Source organism: Runella rosea, from assembly GCF_003325355.1.
Classification (GTDB): domain Bacteria; phylum Bacteroidota; class Bacteroidia; order Cytophagales; family Spirosomataceae; genus Runella; species Runella rosea.
On the sequence record NZ_CP030850.1, the window covers coordinates 3,990,516 to 4,008,918 of the forward strand.

Genomic DNA, 18,403 nt, shown 5'->3' on the forward strand with positions numbered 1-18,403 from the left:
ATAATAAATCGGCCGCTATTTGCGGTTATTTCCCGCAAAAGTACAAAAAAACTCTATCTGAATGGTTATTTACTTATTTTATGGTAAATCGGAAAATAAGTAATCGTATCCACAATTGACCTCAGCGTATCCTTTAACCCTCTTCTGAAGGCAGAATCCGAAGAATGAAGGGATTTTCGCAGTGAGAACACAGGCGGTATAATAGCAGTATATTGCTTAACGCTTTCTTTATACCTACTCAGCAACTTAGTCGCTCCCGAGTCCTTTATCATCTTTTTTACCTCGGTTCCTTCTTCGAGACACTCTTTAAAATTAAAAAAAACCAAGGGTTCGCTTAGATTAACAACCCATTTACTGTCTTTGAAAGTGAGTACGCGTTCGTGTAAATTTTGCAAACCTACATTCCAGCCGATATGCTTATAAATGCAGCTGTTCTCGAAAAGAATGGGGACGTAATTCAACCAAAGTTGGTCATGATTCATGCCGTTGCACACGTCAAAATAGGCTCTGTCGGTGAGTCGTTGCTGCCACCACTCCAAAAAACGAAACGTATTTTGGCTTTTACGTACCACAAAAAAACCATTGTCATACATTCCAGTATTGAGAAACATTTTCTCGTCTCCGTAGGTCGATTTTCCAAATTTTCGGGTCAACCGGGGCGTTAGAACAATATCATAAGTGGTTGATTTTTGGAGAATATCGCCAAAATCACCGTAAATGAATGTGGTTGGGTCAAAATAAATGACGTTTTCGATTCCGTTTTGTTGCAAGAAATAACTCGCAAAAAAAGGCTTGGCGGCAGCCACAAGCGCCGACGTATCGTACCGTTGCTGCATTTCAGGAATCACCTCAAACGGTAATGCTCGAAATTGAACCACATTCAAATCACCTACCACCGACTCTCCCACCATCCCTACCTTAAACGCAAACTCCTTCGGAAGACTATCAGCCAACACCTGCGCAAAAGGATAGTGCTCTGCCGTACAAACGGTAAATATTAAAGTCTTGCCAGCCATTTTTCAAACGGTTTTTTCAATATTGCCCTTATGCGTTGGTACTTATACAACGGCTCAGACTTGATATAATAGCACGGAAACTGCCGATAATACGCATTATGATTACGTAATAATTCGTCGCGATAATAGTCAAACAACGGGTTTAAATCCGGCCGTTGTTCAAACGTAAATCGGTTTTGGTATTTGGAAATAACAGACGGCTTAGCGGGGTCGTAGCCGCTGTAATGGAAAAATACGACTGGTTGGCCGTTGACAAAATGTTCTTTGTTTTCCTTTGTAAATGTACGTTCGTGCAGATTCCAGTAGGCCGCATTCCAACCAGAATGCTTTTCTACATGCACATTGTTCCAAAACACGGGGGCAAAGTTGACCCAATGTTGGTCCACAAAAAGGCCATTACAAAGGTCTATCTTGCACTCGTCAAATAGTTTTTCTTCCCACCACTTCACAAAATCCACGGCTTCTGGGCTTTTATGAAGGGCTATAAATCCAAGATTATAAACACCCGTATTGAGGTGATGTAATTCATTGGGTGTGAGTTGGTCTTCAATAGGCGTTGATAAATGAGGCGTTAAGACAAAGTCATTTTTTTCGAGTAATGCTTCCAACTCTTCGAGCGGCTGATAAACAATAATATCAGGGTCAAAATAAATGACGTTTTTCACCTGAGGAACTTTACCGAAAAAATACCTAAAAAAATAGGGTTTAACGGCCGTATTTAGCTCTGTAATATTATAATGTTCACACATTTCATCTAGCCCGTCGATGCCAATACGGTGTAGTTCGAGCAGTTCAAACTCTGGTAATTTATCGGTTGGAACATTCGCCGTATCCAAACGGTCTACCAGCCCAATAACAAAGCGAATATGTGGATTGGTACGCTTTAAAGAATCCCCAAGAGTCCGGGCTTGGGCAAGATAATTGATAGAGCAAAGCGTAAAAGCTAAAGTCATTCCTGTGATATACGTTACGGCTCCTGTTCGTCTTTCGGCTTAGTAATGGTTAACGGCCGAAGAGGTAGAGTTAATAATTATACAATTGAACCGATGGTTTCTTTAATTTAACCAATACCAATGAACCCGTTCGAGAAATGGCCTCGATTTGTGTTTTGGGCAAGTATCGGTCAATGAATTTTTCATTGTCACTCAATACATAATCGTACGCAAATATCTGACGCGCATTGGGCAATGCCAAATAATCTTTTTCAAAAACAATGTATCTCATTTGCCAATCGTCTGACATTCGAGGCCGAAGAATGCTCCAGTAGCGATAAAACCCTACGCTTTGTTCCAACAACATCCCTACCCCTTTTGAGCTAGGCTCAATGCGTTTTGCAAGCTCCTTAAAATCGTAATAGGTATTGGGATAATCGTTATCGCAGATAAAAAAGTAATGCGCCCGTTCGTATTTAAAAATATGCTCGCTCTCCAGTTTATAATAATCCAACGCGTTCAGTTTTGTCACAATTTGTTGCCTTTGTGCGTAGGGCAAATCCTGTTTTAAAGGATAACAAGGCTCTGGTTTTGCAAAATTATAATAGCTTCCCAACGCTTGCCGGTACTGATTTTCATTGGCACCAACCGGCACACAGAGGTGGCGCGGAATGTATCCCAGCCAGTATTTTGACGCATACCTAATCGGGAAAAGAGGCTTGTTAAAATTGTCAACAATATAGGGTATTGCGGTCAAAACGAAGAAATAACCAAAGAGGACTCTCCCTTTTGCGGGCCAATTGGCCACTAAAAGCCCAACCAGTAGGGTTCCCTGCGCAAATACTGGCATGTGGGTTCTTGAACTCCAAAATTGAAATTTAGCCGAACTGCAAAAAATAACAAAACCGACCACCGCACAGACCAATATCCCCTTAAACACACCCTGTTTTTTCTGAAAAAGTAGCCAAATAGCCGCGATACCAATGGCAATCAATAGCAAAAGATTTCCCGACATATCTTCCTGAATCACAAATTGCGTCCGGTAGTTATCCAGCGACAATTGTGGATTGTTGATGTCCTCTCCAATCAAGGCATGAAACTTCGCCATCACGGCATCTATTTTCGCATTGTAACCCGCACTGGGAAGACCTAAATGCAAACCAATGTTTTTGGCAACATTGCTCAGTGTACAGGTGAAGCAGTATTTCTCAACCGCAATGTTTTCAACAAACAAGGAACTACCGATTTTTGGGCTTAAGATTGACCCAAACAAGGCGTAATTTCGACTAAAAAAAGGGGCAAAAACCAACAATAAAGTCCCTAACGCAATCCCAAAGGTTGAAACAGCGGTTTTGAGTCCTTTTTTTCGAAGTACTTGAATCCCAATCCAAAGGCAGTACGGGAACGCATAAAAGAAAACGGGGTATTTCGTAAACCCGCCCAGCGCCAAACAGATACTCATCCACCAAACATCTTCCCACCTGAATTCTTGCAGCAGTTTTATCCCAAAATACATGAAACAAGTAAAGAAGAACACCGCTACGTAATCATTTTGGGTAGTAGAAGCCTCTAAAATGCCGATGGGTAAGGTAAGTTGTAAAATACTGACCAAAACTTGTACGCCAGGTTTAAGCCCCAACTGTTTGGCAGTTACCCCCACACTGGCGACTGTTCCGAGCATAGCCCCCCATTGCACCACATTTACAAAGTAATCATGACCACTCAGCGCTAATACATGAAGCAGGAAATACTCAGACATCACATTGTGATACAACTGCTGTACATGAATCGTTGGGAAATGATTTACATTGTGGTTTTGCAACCAATAGACCACCCGCGTAAGATGATAATTGTTGGAGTCCACATTGTTGGGTGGCGCATAAATAGCCAAAAAAAGCAACGGCAGAACAATGAGGACACCACATAAAACCAATAAAATCTGCTCACTACCAGAAAGTTGACTCAACACGCGCGCGCCTGCAATATCATGCGGTCGGTTTCTCCAAAATAGATAAAATCCTACGCCCAGCGTCAATAGCCAGAACAACCACAGGAAGAGGGGCGTAAGTACATTGAATGCCGAAAGCAACTCGGTCGAAACATACACCAAGGCTCCTATACTCACCAAAAACTTGATAAACATTACTCGCATAGGCCTTGAATGATATGCACCACTTTTTCTACGCTTTCGTCGGTAGGGTGCCGTTGTAGGACTTTGCGTTTGGCATTTTGTCCCATTTTTAAGCGCAAGGCATCATTTTCAACCAGTTCGATGATTCGATTGCTCATTGCGACACTGTCTAGATACGAAACTACAAAACCCGCATCCTCTTCGACCAGCTCGGGCGCACCACCCGCTTTTTCAAAACACACAATCGGTTTTTCGGCCAAAGCAGCCTCCAAGACCACCAACGGGTACGGGTCTTCGCGAGAGGTAAGCGCAAAAACGTCAAATTGGCTTAAATAATGGAACACATCCGAGGTAAGTCCAACGTGGATAATACGTTCTGACAACCCCATTCTTTCGGCGTCGAAGCGTTGAACTTCGTACAGTTCAGACTCAACGGGCATTCCTACCCACACAAAATAAACGGGTTTATTACCAAAATGCGTGATGACCTGCTGCGCCACCATCATAAAAATATCGTTGCCTTTACGCCACTCGGCATGGCCGCATCCACCAATCAAAACAGCCTCGGTGGGCAATCCCATCTTTTGACGGATATTTACTTTTTTTGCTTCTGCAATGTTTTTAAGAATCAGCGGCGTATCTATAATTTGAAACGTACTTATTTGATTTTCAGGATATAAATATGTTTTCTGAAAATAAGCCGCCACCGCTCTCGAAACCACAATCAGGTGATTGGTACGGCTCATAAGGTAAGCCATGTCCTGCGGGTCGCTGTATTTTTTGATTGACATTTCCAGCTCATGCGCAAAGAGGACAGTAGGCGCAGAAATAAAATCCAACTGCCGATACGCCGCAGCGGCTCCGATGGTATTGGCAAAAACAAGCCCAAAGTCCTGCGCCATAAACAGCTCTTTAAAGCGCCGCCAACGGCGTTTCAACACTTTTTGTTTTACCCAATTATCCAACGAAAGCAAAGAAAGGAGTTTTTCAACCAAAGGATTGAAGTGAACATCCCCCAATCGGGGTAAACGGGTTGTAGAAACCAACGACCTGAATTCCTCTTCCAACGGCCCATCGCTGCAAAGCAGCAGGTGCATAGGCAAATTATGCTGTTTGAGTTGTCGCAACAACTGTAACAATACAATCTGTCCGCCAGCACGATTGGCATCGTGGCTTATGAAGAGGATTTTTTTCATTAAAATTTCGTCAACAGTTTTTGCCAATTATCCAATTGACGATTTACATCAAACGTTAATGCTCGTTCGCGAAGCACATTTTTATCAATAACAATGGAACCGTTCATGACTTTTTGCATGATGTCGGCCAGTTTGGGAATATCAAACGCGGGGGCTACTTCGCCCATTCCTGGCTGTACAAATTCGCTGATTCCGCCCGAGTTAAATCCTACTACAGGTTTTTGTAAATAAGCCGATTCAATCATTACCAACGGGAAAGGGTCCTCGCGGGAGGTAAGCACAAAACCATCACAGATGTTGAGATAGTCATAATAGTCTTGTCCGCCTTTGGCCCCTAAAGCAATAAAATTTAGGCCTTCCCTTTTTACCCGTTCTTCCAAATAATAAGAAACGCCGTACTCACTTCCACTTCCCAGCCACACCAGATACGCATTTTTGGGGAGGTGTTGCAGCAAATCGGGCACCATATCATAGCCCTTACGCATACACATCGTACCCGACATCAACCACACAAAAGCATCAGCTGGCAGTCCTAGTTCTTGCCGCAAGCGAGCCCGATCTTTTTGAAGATTTATTTTTTGGGTATCAATAAATGAGTGTAGAAGGTGGAGATTAGGAGCGCCCATTTTTTGAAGTTGGTCAACCACTATTTGTGAGCACCCGAGGGTAGTCTGCGCATAGGTAAGCATTTCCGCAAAAGAATCGGCCCGGAGCGTGTCAAATGTTTCTAGCAATTCATGCACGTGTACCACATACGGCACCTTCAATTTACGCGCCAACCGCGCAAACTGCGGCATCGTGATGGTATTGAAATACCATACATCTGGCTTAAACTCTTGGTGAATTCGCTTAATATAACTCTCTTCTGGCGTCAATCCGAACACCCGATGATAGACCGCCTCTACCGAATAATAAGGTAAACCTCGGTGGAATTTATGAATATAGGTAGCGTCGGCTGGGGAGTTCTTGGCAAACAGTTCTCCCGCCTGACGCGTATAAACTGCCGTTTTTATATCGCTTCCTGCCAGATGCTTAATCAGATACCAAAGTACCATCTCCGAACCTGTCCGCGCGCCGGTAGGGGTAAAAAATAAAATTTTCATGCGTTAGACATGGCTCTTTGGATCGAGCTTATAAAAATAAGGCTTGTTACGAATGATTTTCCAAAAATAGGTAGAAAACAGCCAAACTTTACGTGTGAAGTCTTTTTGTTGCTCCAATTCACCAAATGGATTCCGAAACTTACTCGCATTAAGGGCTATTTTCCACCCAAAATATACAGGAATCATCAGATAATAGTTGAGCATAAGGCCCAGATAACGCCCAATACCGAATTCTTTTCTTACCCAAACCAAGTTTGAAAGTTGAATTTGGGGATAAAAACGATTGATAATGGTAATCAGCACTTCTTTCCTTTTGGGATTACTTCCCCACTCATGGTGGATATAGCCGCAATCTTCAAATACTTTCAGTTTTCCAACGCGCCCCAGTCGGCAGTTCCACTCCACATCTTCACCGTACAAAAAGAAGTCTTCATCCAATAATCCCGCTTTGTCGACTGCTTCTCGTTTAGCCAACAAAAAGGCCGCTGGAATCCAATCCACTTGATCGGGGTCGTCGTAATGGGTTTCAGGGATTAATTTTTCGAGCAGTGTTTTAAAAATTTGCCCAGGCGGCAACACGTACAGTGTCCGTTTAAATATGGCTAAACTACGGTAAAAAGGGCGAGGGGTGCGGTCTGAAAAAAGCTGAACGCCCCCGCAGGCAACGGTTTCTGGTTGCGTATCCAAGCGCTGAACACAACGCGTAATGGTATCTTCAATAAGCTCCGTATCAGAATTAAGCAACAAGTAATAACGTCCTTTTGACGCTCGAATTCCCGCATTATTTGCTCTCGAAAACCCCGCATTGTAGCCCATATTGAGCCATTGAACGTCGCGAAATTCACGCGTTATGATTTCACCCGCACCGTCTTGCGAGTCATTGTCGACCACGATAATTTCAAAGCTAACTCCTTTAGTATGCTCATAAATTGAGCGGATACAATCGGTAGTCAATTTGAGGGTTTTATAATGAATGATGATAATCGAAACGTCCATTCAAAAAACATTTATCATTTATCAGCGAACATTTATCATTGAATATCAGTCATTTTGGGTAATTGAAAAACCTCAAATACTGAATGATAATTGTGAAATGATTAATGAATTAGTACACTTTATAACTCGGAGTAGGTCTTTTTTCAGCAGGGCTTCCCATATACACCCCCCAAGCTTCCGTATTTTTTGTTATAGAAGCAGACATTGCCACGAGCGTACCTTCGGCTATGACTGTATAGTCACGAATTGTGGCATTGACCCCAAAAAATGAATACGATTCCACTACGCAGTGGCCCGACAGCACCACATGCGACGTAAAAAATACGTGGTCTTTAATGACCCCGTGGTGGCCGATGTGGTTGCCGCTCCACAGCACGCAATTATTACCGATTTTGGTGAAGGGTTGAATGGTATTATCCTCTAAAATGAAGCAATTCTCACCAATTTCATTGCCAAATAATGTGGCTTTTGAACTAATATAACTGATAAACTCGTAGCCTTTGGCCTTGGCATCGAGATATACTTTTTCTCGATTTTTATTCATTTTTCGCCCTGTCATGGGAGCAAAAAACTTAAACTCCGACGGTGGGAAAAGGGTTTCTACCTCTTCAAAAGCAACAACGGGTAAACCCCAAAACGTGGCTTCCTTTAAATATTCCCGATTGACCGTAAAAGCAACTACCTCATGGTCGGAGTCGTGGGTTAAATAAAAATGCGCCAGTTCCGCCGTGTCAAGCACTCCAAAAATTACAACTTTAGCCATTTTTTTATCCTTAATTGTCTTTGGTAAAGCATTCTGCGTCATGAAATTCCATTTGCAATTAACGTTTAACCCATGACTTTCTTCTAAACTAATTCATATTCGTTCAAAAAACCCTGAATTGTGGTCACGTCATTGAACATCATCATGTCCACAATTGATAGCCAAGGCACAAATTCATTTTTGAATTGAGGGTATACAATCGGCTTCGCTTTGATAAAGTTTAACCGAATGTGATTTTGCTCAAACACAGTTTTATCGTACAACTCCATACCCCCAATCGGATTAATGTAATGCGCCGCTTTCGCTTGCTGGCAAATATCCAAAATTCGTTCCTGCGCCTTCAGATGGGTATTTTGATAGATACTAGAACTCGGCACAATCTCCGTTTGAATATCGAGATAATCAACCAAAATCTTAAAACCATCGGCAATCCAGTCGCTCAGTTTTTCGGCATCTAAGTTGATAATTTTTTCGGTGACTGCAAAAGCCGTTGAATAAAACGGCGCCTTTTTATAGGCTTGTTCAATTGTTTTGAGCAGTTTTCCCCGCCATTTGGGGTCATTGCTCAGGTAAATTTCGTTGATGAGCTTATTTTGACTAGCCTCTTTGAGGGGAATAGTAAACAAATATTCCTGACCATTTACCAATATTCGATTCCGGTTAATCCAACCTTTATTGATGTAATTGACATCATCATACAGCACAAACTTATCAACGCCATTCAGCAGTTGCAGGTACCCAATGTAAGGCAAAAAATAGGGTTGCATAATGGCAAGGCGCATAAGTTGAGAAATGTTAAGTTTATAATCAGCACTAAAAAAAACCGTTCGTATGATTTATACGAACGTTAGAAAAAGAATATTTATTAAGCCAAAACTATTTTAGCTTTCGTAAATAATAATCTTCGCCCTTCACAATCATTCCCTTCATAGTTGTATCCGTCCCTAATCTGATATCCGTTGGCAAGGGCTTGAAAAGGTCAATGGTATCGCTTTTGGCATACATCAAATAGTCGGTTCCTGGCGGAATGGGCCGCAAGGGCAGTTCAAAAGGACGAATCGGAATCAATCGCCGGCTAAGGTGTTTTCCGTAGAGCGGGTACTCAAAATCATCATTGATGGTTCCCAGGGCCACCGTGGCGGAGTCGGGCACCAATTCATCAAATTTCAAGTAAGCCTGCGTAATATCGGGCCGCGCAAACGTCATCATCGGAATACGCTCCGTTTTAAAGGCAGATTTTTTGCCCAAGGCATCAAAAGGCAAACAGCGAAAATTGAGAAATACCGCCAATAAAGCCGAAATACACGCGACAACGGTTACAACGCCCACGTATGTTTTCAACGCCGCCGAATACCCTGATTTTTCTAGGCTGTATTTATGAGTAAAGAGTAATGTTAAAAATAATACCCCAAAAACACCCGTTTCTTGAAAATAGCGCCCTTTCCAAGGATCGTAGGGGGCAGAATAAGACAATGCCGCAAAATGAAGCAATAACGCAACCGCCAAAAACCAGTGCGCTGGCGAACGGAGGATGCCAAACAACGCCAAAAACAACAACGGAAAAACCAGTGCGAAACCAAATATTCCCCAATAAGGATTCCCATTGAAAAATTCAAATCGGCGTTCAAAAGAAAAAGGAACAATGGAAAACTCTGTCGTTTCGTCTAGCCGCATCTGCAGTTTATCTTCCAACCAAACCAGCGGAATACGCATCCCACGATTAATCTCCTGCCCTATTTTCACATTGCGCAGTCCGTCAAGATTGACAAAATCATAGGCATATCTGACCACATTACGCGAGCCTTGCTCAAACAGATTGCGGTAGCCTCCATTTGAGGTAGCCCGTTCGATAGACTGGTGTTTGAGCGAGGTAGGCGGCCCGATAGGATGACCGAAAACCTGTACATTTTTAACGTAGCCCGTTGGCAATGTCCACAGGCAAAAGCAAACCACAATCGCAATTCCCAGCTTAAAAATAGCAGGCCAATTGATATTTAGTGTTATATTTTCCTTCTTCTGGCCTTTTCCTTTTTGCAAAAACACGGTATAAATCATCACCACAAAAACCGACGGCAGAAGCAACGTAAACGTCACTTTGTGACCATAAACAATTCCAAAACTTAGCGCCGCCAAATACAAATAGCGGTTTTCGTAGGTTACTCGGTACGTAAACAAAAAATAAAGCAAGCAGCTCAAATAAGCCGCTAATACAATGTCGGTTTCGGTCGTAACGGCCTGCATCAAAAAATCCAAAAACAACGCAAATGCTAACGCACAGAAGAAACTTGCATTGAGACGGTTTTTGGTGATTCGCTGCGCAATCCCAAAAACCGTGACTAGGGTAATCCAGTACGAAAGATGATGGATAAGTTTAAAGGCATTTTCAAATTTCCCCGTCATCAAGTACGAATAAATCTGAATGGTACACACACTTTTAGGATAGGTATCAATGTTCCAATTGGTGCCTCCAAAATGCGCCATGGTACCGCGTTGGATGTACTGCACTACACGATTCAGGTGCCCTGTCATGCTATCCCATTCATTAGGAACGGTAAAAAGCACTAAAAGTAAATTAGTAATCCCGATAATGGCTACCGAAAGAATCATGACTCCAAACAGGAATCTCAAATATACCGTCCCACTTACATACCAACGCTGGGCGGCATGCCAACGACTTACGACCATTTTAAGGGGCGAAAAAACCGTTGTTTGGGGAGCTATCTTGCTAAAAACAAATCTTAGAATCGTAGGAGGAATAAAAACCGCAATTGCCCACGCCCATGTAGTACCAGTTAGGTCCAATGCAGAAAGGCAATATCCAGTGATAATAATGCTGCCTGCAAAAAGGAGAAATGAGGTAATCAACCATTCTACCAAAGATGGACGACAAATACCGGCAGACGTGCGTCCGATGTATCCTAAAAAAACACCGAAACTTAGTAAGCTAATCAGCACCATACTTACAGAATTTGGTTAATCAATTCCGAAATGCGCCTTACGTCTTCATGGGGCAGTTCGGCGTGCAGAGGTAAACAAAGCACCCGTAAAGAAATATCTTCTGAAACAGGGCAGGATTCCGCATCCTTCAAAAAGGGCAGTTTATTGAGAGAAGGATAAAAATAACGACGCGGAGTAATCTCATTTTTGACCAGAAAATCCCGTACTTCCAACGTTTTGGTTTCAGATTCAAAAACCACTGGATAGTAGGCATAATTACGTCCTAGTCCTTCCACCCATTGAGGAGCCTCAAGATGATTCCAATCGAGTAGTTCGGTATATAAATCACAAACCGCTTTACGGGCCGCAATCAACTGCGGCACAAGCGGCAGGTTGCAAAGCCCCATAGCTGCATGAACTTCAGAGTTTTTACCGTTGATTCCGACAAAATAATAATCATCTCCCCGATGACCGAAAGCTCGCAATAAATGTAATTTATCGTGCCATTTGGCATCATTTGCGATTATTGCTCCCCCTTCTACTGTGTGAAAAAGCTTGGTAGCATGGAAGCTGCACGTAGAAAAATCGCCATAAGAAAGCAAAGAACGCCCGTTTAAAGTAGCGCCAAATGCATGAGCGCCGTCATAGATAACAATGAGATTATGCTTCTTTGCAATTTTTTCAATCGCTTCTACATCACAGGCATTACCGTAGACGTGAGTCGCCAGAATGGCCCGCGTGCGCTCCGTTATAGCCGCTTCAATCAGGTCGGGGTTGATACAATAGGTATGGGAATCAATATCGACAAATACAGGCGTTGAGTTTTCCCACAATATAACATTGGTGGTTGCAACGTACGAAAAAGGCGTTGTAATAATTTCTCCGGGCTCATCCAGTAGTTTGAGCGCCATTTGAAGCACAATAGTCCCATTGCCACAAAAATACAGATGGTCTACATTCAAGTATTCTTTAAGCCCCTGTTCCAATTCCTGCGCCAGGGGGCCATTGTTGGTAAGCAGGGACTTGTCCCAAATTTTTCTTAAATAAGAAACATATTGATCAAAATCGGGAAGGTATGTTTTAGTAACGTTAATCATTCGCTTCGGCGAGCCGACCGTTTAGACCAGTACTTCTGACTGAGAAATTTGAAAATTTAATTGAGGGCGCACATACCCTGGCCATTTACCGTACCAAGTAACCCCCTCTCGGTGATCCTCCACCTCAAAGGACAATGCATCGGGTAGTTGAAACAATACGGTCGATGTGTCTTTTACCACCATGATTGAAATCACGTAAGAGCCGTCATTCAGGAAGTTGCCAGGAATCTCCAGCGTAGCTGACACCAATCCTTTTTCAAAAGATTGCGAGGTTGTTCCTACGTTAAAGATACATTCTCCCGTAAAAGCATATAAGTGCAGGCTTAAATTTAAATCGGCACGCTCGGCCATGTTCCAAAATTCAATATGAACGCGGGCGGGGGTTGTTACATCTATGTAATGTTTACCTCCCTGATACTCTGGATCAATGCGAACCGTTCGAAAGCGTACTTCGTCACTACCTGGGGCTTCTTCGGGAGTTTCCCAAAAATGTTCCAAGTTCGTTTTGGCCACATGGCTAAGATAATTATTGACGACGTGCGTAGTATCTCCCTGCATTTTTAGGCGACCGTGCTCAAAATAGAAAGCACGATTGCAAAGAGATTGCACAGCGGCAAGATTATGACTTACGAATAAAATCGTCCGACCGCTCTCCGATACATCGCGCATTTTGCCAAGGCATTTTTTCTGAAAATCTGCATCACCTACGGCAAGTACTTCGTCAATTATGAGGATTTCAGGACTTAAATGAGCCGAAATGGCAAAACCAAGTCGCACATACATCCCTGACGAATATCGTTTTACGGGGGTATCCAAAAACTTCTCAACCCCTGCAAATTCTACAATACTCTCGAACGCACTCTTTATTTCGTGGCGTTTCATGCCGAGAATTGCTCCGTTAAGAAAGATATTTTCTCGCCCGGTCAATTCAGGGTGAAAACCCGTCCCAACTTCCAGTAAACTCGCCACACGTCCTTTTATCGTTACTTTTCCACCAGTAGGCTCGGTGATTTTACTGAGGATTTTCAACAAAGTAGATTTACCAGCACCATTATGGCCAATAATTCCTACCCTATCACCTTGCTCAACGGTAAAATTCACATCGCGAAGTGCCCAAAACTCTTCCTTTTCTACCTCATCCTGTTCGCCTTTACCAAAAAAATGCTTGAATTTCTCCGAAAAAGTATCGCGCAAGGTCGAACTTTTACGCATCGCTTTTTGGTGATCGATGATGTATTTTTTGCTTATATCTTCTGCTACAATTACCTGCATTGAGCGCCCCAAAGTTTATATAGGTTCAAAAGTAATCAAATGTAGTCAACAAATGAATTTTCTTCCTTACGAAAATAGTAAACGGAAATCAGCAACATTACAGATATAACACCCACCGTGCTGTACAAACTACTCACCTTGAAAAAAGAACCATCTCCTAACAGAGACCACTTAAACCCGTTGATGATACTCACCATCGGGTTGAGATAATACAAATCATACCACCAAGCATCTTGGCTTGCTTCCACTAATGAAGCACTATACGCAATCGGACAGGCATAGAATCCAATCTGCACTAAGAAAGGAATAAGTTGAGCAATATCACGGAAGCGAACATTCAATACCGAGAAAAATAACCCAAATGATAAGGAGGTCAATAAGGCCAACAACACAAATAACGGAAGGAAAATAATCTCCAAACCAGGCAAGTGGTTTTTCCAGAGGGCAATGATGAAGTATAAACCCAGCGATACGGCAAAGTCTATAAACCCAACCAAAACCGAACTTAACGGCATAATCAGTCGGGGAAAATACGTTTTGGTCACCAAGTTGGAATTCAGCAAGATACTGTGGCTGATTTGGGTAAACGTATTGGCAAAAAACGTCCAGATGGTAATACCAGCCAATACCATCAAGGGATACGGAACACCTGCGTCTCCCTCAAATTTACCTACCATTTCAAAAACAAAAACCATCACCGCCATTGTAGCCAAAGGCCGTAAAACGGCCCAAGCAGCTCCAATAGCAGTTTGTTTATACCGAACCGACAAATCACGCCGTGCAAGAATCCACAGCAACTCTCGGTTTTTCCACAAATCTTTCCAATAGTTTTTGGCACCATGGCCAGCTTCAATGACTATTTCATTTATAAATGCCATCTGTAGTACGAATTAAGAGTTAAAAGCTAAATAAAATTAAGCTGCACTAACTCACTTTTTCTTCATATCCCTCAATGCCTCTGAGTACGTTTGCTTGGCTAACACAAAAATGATAGCAACAATAACGCCAAGAATCGCCCCAAACTTAGTATTCTCCCGGGTAAAAAGCTTTGTTTCTAGAGGCAAAACTACTGGCTCAATAATCGTAAACAAAGGAGACTCTTTCACAATTGACATTTGGAGATTCTCAAGGCTTCTCGAAGCCTCCAAATACAATGCTGTCACAAAAGAAGTACTTCTGGTTAGTCTTCCCTCGGCTACTTTAGCGGTAGGAGCCACGGCTTCTACGTTGATAGCGGTCGTTTTGGCAAGTTGGCTTTCAGTTCGGTTGAGTACTCTTCCCAATGAATCTACCCGAGCTCTCATTATCCCCATCATTTCCCGAGATTTTCGGGTCTGGGTTTCTTGATATACTCGTTCTACCGTTGAAAGCAAAAGTTCGATAAAAACTTTCGATACAGTCTCATTTTCCATTGAAACGGTTAATTCATAAAATGCCGTTTTTATATTGGGTTGCCCGATGGTAATTTCACGATCCCGAATTTTATTCAACGCACCATCAAATACTTGTCTTTCCAGTCTTGACATCGAGTCGCGCTTAGTGTGCTGAATTCGTACAGGCAACCATTCTTTCAAGAAATCACCCCAATCATCCTGACGTATAAAGGTTGAGTCAAGATAATAATTGACAAAGAGCTCTTTTTTACCGTTACTCAGTGTTATCGGAGTCAACAAAGCCCTTTCCAATACAGGACGTGTTTTGATGACATAGAAAAGATTTTCTCCCGTAAACAGGCCCGCATCACCGCGCCCTCCACCCATGCCACCGAGCAAGCTTCCTAAGCCTCCTAAGTCTTGACTAGCGCCAGCCCCCGTAACGTTAAAAATAATTTCGGAGATATATTGTACTCGTTTATTCTTCTCAGAATCGACATAATAACCAACTGCAGTTCCTATTCCAGCTAAAATCAGGATAAGCCACCAGTTTTTCAGAATCAAATCTTTGGTCTGAATTATTTTCTGAAATATAAGCTTAGGAGTAAGTGTTACTTGTTCTTGTTGTTGTTGTTCCATGATGCTTTTAAGCCTGAATAGCCTCTATTTTTTTACATCTTATTTATTGATTACCCAAAAATCTAAAAGCTATTACTGTCGTAATTAAGGTCATTAATGTAGAAGATATACCAATAACCGATTGAATAGCACGTTGTGCTTCAACCAAATCAGACTGAGTTCTTTGCGGAACATGAATCTCTGAACCTGGTTCAACTTTAGGATAAATATTAAAGAAAAGGAATTTACGCGTTCTGTCAACCGATCCATTAGGGTAAATCACGTATGATTTTCTTTTTAGGGAAGTACGTGTAAACCCTCCTCCCTGCGACACATAGTCCATGAATGAACTGCCATTCCGAAACTTAACCGTAGTTGGGAATAATAATTCACCCTGTAGACGTACGGTTTCTAGTCGTTTTGGAATATCAATTATATCACCATCTTGTAAGATAATGTCTTCTCTTCCACCAGGATTTTGCAAAATCCGTTTCAAATCAATCCCAATGGCTTCTTCTTTATTTTTATCAATTTCGCCACCTACAAATTGGCCTTTCTTTGCATCATCCGAAATCTCAGCAACGGCCTTATTGCGTTGTTCTAATTCTTCATCGCTCAGGGTTACTTTCCGTAACAGCGTAGCTCCGTTAACATACGCCTGAGCGGTTAAGCCACCCGCCCGCACGAGCAAATCTGATAATTTTTCATCTTTACTCTTGATACCATGCATTCCTGGATTTACTACTTCACCCTGAACCGTAACAAAAGTTTGAGGTTGATAATTAGAAGCTGATCTAACTAAAATCTCGTCATAAGGCTCCAAGACAAAACGACTATCGTTTCCATCAATTGTCAAATCACGGTTTACGTCGAAAGTAAAAATATCCGCAATTTGAGCTGAAACAGATTGTACATTGACATCCCGACGGCGACGCACAACCTCTACCTGCGAATTTGCCGCCGATTCCTTAAATCCACCCGCTCTGATGATGGCGTCTTCTAAGGTTAAATTTGCTGTGTAAGGCAATCCCACGGCTGGGCCTTGATTTACTTCTCCTCTAATATTGATGAAAGCCGCCTCCCGCAATTCAAATTTGGAAGGAATAATCACTTGGTCTTCACGTCTTAAAAGTAAGTCATCGGTTTTGCCATTAATCATATCGGCTAAATTGATGGAAATATTCTCTACCGACAGGTCGTCTCTGGTACGGATAATATTAACCCGTCCCGTAAATGCCTCTCCTGTTAGCCCCTCGGCGCTTTTAATTAGTTCAAGCAACGATTTGTTTTGATCCAATGAGTACTGACCAGGCCGAAAAACCGCGCCGTTGATCACAACCATGTTTTCAAAACGAGCCAGCAACATCTCGGCGCTTATTTCATCCCCGTTCTTTGGAATATACTTGTCAAATTCGGTTGTTTTCACATCAATTATTCTGCGCTCTTTGGTCGTAAGTCCCAAGACTTTTAAACGATCCGTATAGGCGTTGTCAGTAAATCCACCCGCGTATTCCAGCACCTTACTAATGGTTTCAGTTGGAAGCAACTCATAAATACCTGGGCGTTTTACATTGCCTTTTATTTCAACACGTTTGTTATAAACACCTACCTGAATAACGTCATTGTCCTGAAGACGAATGTCGCTATTCAATGTGCCGTTCATCAATAATTCGTACAAATCAAGGGTAGCGATGGTCTTATTTCTGCGAACTACTTGAATTTGACGAAACGAACCCAGCTCATTAGGGCCGCCCGTCAAATAAAGGGCATTAAGTGCCGACGACAAAGAAGATACATTATAAGTACCAGGTGTGGCTACCTCACCCAAAACAGTTACCCGGATGGTTCGGATTCGACTCAAACGAATTTGAAGGAACGTACTTGCACTACTGTTTCCAGGCGTACCCAAGTTGTTGTAGTAAGGAGCCAATCGAGTAATCAACTCTTTCTGAGCCTGTTCAATGGTACGCCCACTCAACTGAACCGTTCCGATGGGTTTTATGAACGCAAATCCGTCCGAGTTCACCACCATTTCAATTTGTGATTGTGAGTACCCATAAATATAGGCAGTCAGCTCATCTCCTGGCCCAATGGTATAATCGCGCGGAGTGGCAATATTTTCAGAGGGGGCAAAGCTTACTTTGGGATTGGTAAAAAGCTGCGTACCAAATATTTTACGGCGCAATTTAACCAACTGTGCCTGCCGATAAGCCTCTTCGGGATCTAATGCCACCGTATCCGTTTTTGTTTTTGTTTCCGTCGGATTCACGGGAGCTTGGGGGTCTTTAGGCTGCTCTGCCTTTTTAGACATAGCATTATTGATTGCACTTTGTTGAGCAGCTGTCGGGGTATTGCCAGCATTGGTGGCCGAAGGTTGCCCTTGTGCTGGAGCGCCCGCCGAACCGCTTGAAGTTGAGCCTGCCCCCGCGGGGGTTTGGGCGTTTATGCTCATAATGGCGAGAACACTTACCAGGCAAACGTTAAAAATGGTGCGCCGAGCGCTTGATAGAGAGAAACTTCCAAAAAACTTCTTCATGCAAATTATGTTCAAAACAAAATTCTTAGATTCTGATTAACAATATCTTAACGTATTCGCTAAGCCGTTCGATATGTAAGAACGAATCCGGCCGACAAAGTAACGTAACTTTTTGTGTTTTTTAAACTTTTTTCTTTTTTACGGCCATTTTCGCGGCTTATTGTATAATTTTTCCGATATTTTCATTTTCGTAAATGATGTATTTTTCCTTTTTTAGACTATTAACAATCAACGTATTAAGAAACTGGGACGCAATATAAAAAGAACTTTGCTTTACAAAGTAAAACAAAGTTCCTTAAACCTCCCAAATATTTATGGATAAATATTTTATGAACACTGTTTTTCACCTTTTAAACGTTGTATTTCCTGCATTTAAAATCGTAATTTGTAACCACAGCGCTTCAGAGAGCGCCCTTAATCTATAATTAAACTA

14 protein-coding genes are annotated in these 18,403 nt (G+C 42.3%); all 14 read right to left on the reverse strand.

All coding sequences use genetic code 11. The annotated features are described in order from the left end of the window. Positions 1–65: 65 nt before the first annotated feature. The 14 genes from DR864_RS16700 to DR864_RS16765 all read right to left on the reverse strand — a co-directional run bounded on the left by DR864_RS16700 (position 66) and on the right by DR864_RS16765 (position 17,886). A complete protein-coding gene (locus DR864_RS16700) occupies positions 66–1,016 on the reverse strand; it encodes a hypothetical protein (protein WP_114068054.1) in 951 nt (316 codons plus the stop codon). Continuing rightward, positions 998–1,969: a glycosyl transferase gene (locus tag DR864_RS16705; protein ID WP_114068055.1), complete on the reverse strand. Its 972-nt coding sequence runs from the start codon at positions 1,967–1,969 to the stop codon at positions 998–1,000. Before DR864_RS16705 ends, DR864_RS16700 begins: the two co-directional genes overlap by 19 nt. A gap of 70 nt (positions 1,970–2,039) precedes the next feature. Beyond that, positions 2,040–4,091, reverse strand: coding sequence for an ArnT family glycosyltransferase (locus tag DR864_RS16710; protein WP_162793896.1), 2,052 nt, complete (start codon positions 4,089–4,091; stop codon positions 2,040–2,042). Further along, a complete protein-coding gene (locus DR864_RS16715; protein ID WP_114068057.1) occupies positions 4,091–5,275 on the reverse strand; it encodes a glycosyltransferase family 4 protein in 1,185 nt (394 codons plus the stop codon). Before DR864_RS16715 ends, DR864_RS16710 begins: the two co-directional genes overlap by 1 nt. Beyond that, on the reverse strand, positions 5,275–6,378 hold the full coding sequence (locus tag DR864_RS16720; protein ID WP_114068058.1) for a glycosyltransferase family 4 protein: 1,104 nt from the start codon (positions 6,376–6,378) through the stop codon (positions 5,275–5,277). The genes DR864_RS16715 and DR864_RS16720 overlap by 1 nt, the downstream gene beginning before the upstream one ends. A 3-nt stretch (positions 6,379–6,381) precedes the next feature. Beyond that, entirely contained in the window at positions 6,382–7,374 is a 993-nt protein-coding gene (locus DR864_RS16725; protein ID WP_114068059.1) for a glycosyltransferase family 2 protein, read from the reverse strand. Between the two features lie 109 nt (positions 7,375–7,483). Next, the gene (locus tag DR864_RS16730) at positions 7,484–8,137 is read right to left on the reverse strand and encodes an acetyltransferase (protein WP_114068060.1); all 654 of its coding nucleotides are present in this window, start codon (positions 8,135–8,137) and stop codon (positions 7,484–7,486) included. 83 nt (positions 8,138–8,220) lie between these two features. Beyond that, a complete protein-coding gene (locus DR864_RS16735; RefSeq protein ID WP_114068061.1) occupies positions 8,221–8,919 on the reverse strand; it encodes a WbqC family protein in 699 nt (232 codons plus the stop codon). 94 nt (positions 8,920–9,013) lie between these two features. Beyond that, complete coding sequence (locus tag DR864_RS16740) at positions 9,014–11,095, reverse strand: glycosyltransferase family 39 protein (protein ID WP_114068062.1); 2,082 nt, start codon at positions 11,093–11,095, stop codon at positions 9,014–9,016. Positions 11,096–11,097: 2 nt separating this feature from the next. Further along, positions 11,098–12,171 carry a DegT/DnrJ/EryC1/StrS family aminotransferase gene (locus DR864_RS16745; RefSeq protein WP_114068063.1) on the reverse strand — a complete coding sequence of 358 codons (1,074 nt, stop codon included), beginning with the start codon at positions 12,169–12,171 and terminating at the stop codon, positions 11,098–11,100. Between the two features lie 21 nt (positions 12,172–12,192). Then, entirely contained in the window at positions 12,193–13,443 is a 1,251-nt protein-coding gene (locus DR864_RS16750; RefSeq protein WP_114068064.1) for an ABC transporter ATP-binding protein, read from the reverse strand. Between the two features lie 35 nt (positions 13,444–13,478). Next, positions 13,479–14,321, reverse strand: coding sequence for an ABC transporter permease (locus DR864_RS16755; protein ID WP_114068065.1), 843 nt, complete (start codon positions 14,319–14,321; stop codon positions 13,479–13,481). 51 nt (positions 14,322–14,372) lie between these two features. After that, positions 14,373–15,455 (reverse strand): hypothetical protein, encoded by a 1,083-nt coding sequence (locus DR864_RS16760; RefSeq protein ID WP_114068066.1) that lies wholly within the window; start codon positions 15,453–15,455, stop codon positions 14,373–14,375. A 43-nt stretch (positions 15,456–15,498) separates the two neighbouring features. Next, on the reverse strand, positions 15,499–17,886 hold the full coding sequence (locus tag DR864_RS16765; RefSeq protein WP_229599404.1) for a polysaccharide biosynthesis/export family protein: 2,388 nt from the start codon (positions 17,884–17,886) through the stop codon (positions 15,499–15,501). Positions 17,887–18,403: the final 517 nt, after the last annotated feature.